1 protein-coding gene is annotated in these 1,468 nt (G+C 71.7%); it reads left to right on the forward strand.

What is annotated here, in order from left to right; genetic code table 11:
* The first annotated feature begins 72 nt into the window (after nt 1-72).
* On the forward strand, nt 73-1,461 hold the full coding sequence (locus AB7V09_RS12920; RefSeq protein WP_419144002.1) for an IS30 family transposase: 1,389 nt from the start codon (nt 73-75) through the stop codon (nt 1,459-1,461).
* Nucleotides 1,462-1,468: the final 7 nt, after the last annotated feature.

Raw genomic sequence — 1,468 nt, forward strand, 5'->3', positions numbered from 1 at the left:
GGTGGGGTCTGGTGGTGGATGCACCACTCGTGGGAGGGGTGTTTTGTGTCTGGTTCTGGGGTTGGTCAGGATGTGCGTCGTGATGCGGTGGCGCGGGTGGTGGCTGGTGAGTCGGCCTCGGCGGTGGGGCGGGTTCTGGGGTACCGGCGTGGGACGGTGAGCCGGTGGTGCCAGGCGGCGGGGGTGGAGCTGGTGCGCGGCCCCAAGGGCGGCACGCTCGAGGCTGACCAGGCCAGACGCGCCAAGGTCGTCCAGGCAGTCCTGGCCGGAGCATCCCTGACCCAGGCCGGGGCCGAGGCCGGGGTGACTCGGGACACCGCCAGGCGGTACTGGCACGATCAGGCCATGGAGGACGCAGCAACAGCATCAAGACGCTCGTCAGGACGCTTAACGGGGCGGCGGGGGCGTGAGGGCTGGTCGGCGTCGGCCTGCGCCGGGCGGGTCGGGCGCGGGCAGCGCGTCAGCGACGCCGAGCGGGTCCTGATCGCTCAGGGCCGGGCCCGCGGGGAGTCGGCCGCCGCCATCGCCCGCGCCCTGGGGCGGTGCCGTCAGACCGTCTGGCGGGAGATCACCCGCAACACCGACCCTGACGGGGTCTACCGGGCCCCGGGGGCCTCAGCTGCGGCCCAGGAGCGCCTGGCCCGCCCCAAGACCAGGAGGCTCGACGCCGATCCCGTCCTGCGCGCCGAGGTGGTGGCCCTGCTCGAGGACGGGGCCAGCCCCCGCCAGATCAGCGCGCGCCTGCGCTGGGCCCACCCCGACAATGAGTCCATGCGCATATCCCATGAGCAGATCTACCAGGCCCTCTACGTCCAGGGCGCCGGGAGCCTGCGCCAGCAGCTGCGGGTGGACAAGGCCCTGCGCTCAGGACGCACCCGGCGCCTGCCCCGCTCACCACTGGCCGGCCTGCCCCGCAGATCCAACCGTCCCTGGATCGAAGGAGCCCAGATCAGCGTGCGCCCGCCCCAGGCCGCCGACCGGGCCGTACCGGGTCACTGGGAGGGCGACCTGGTCATCGGCGCCGGCGGGCGCAGCGCCCTGATCACCCTGGTGGAGCGCACCAGCCGCTTCGTGCTCATACACCGCCTGGGCGCCGGCCACGACTCCCAGACCGTCACCACCGCCTTGCAGACCATGGTCGCTGACCTGCCCCGAGCCGTGAGGGCCTCGATCACCTGGGACCAGGGAAGCGAGATGGCCCGGCACGCCGACTTCACCGCCGCCACCGACATCCCGGTCTACTTCGCCGACCCCCACAGCCCCTGGCAGCGCCCCACCAACGAGAACACCAACCGCCTGATCCGCGAGTACCTCCCCAAAGGCACCAGCTTCACCGACGTCACCGACACCCAGGTCCAAGCCATCCAGGACCGCCTCAACCGCCGACCCCGCATCGTCTTGAACGGACAGACCCCAACTGAGAAACTCAACGACATCATCAACGGTGCAAACACCACCTGACCCCACC

The sequence above is a fragment of the Actinomyces sp. SKVG-SVH-4(1) genome (genome assembly GCF_048514265.1).
In the GTDB taxonomy this organism is placed as follows: domain Bacteria; phylum Actinomycetota; class Actinomycetes; order Actinomycetales; family Actinomycetaceae; genus Actinomyces; species Actinomyces oris.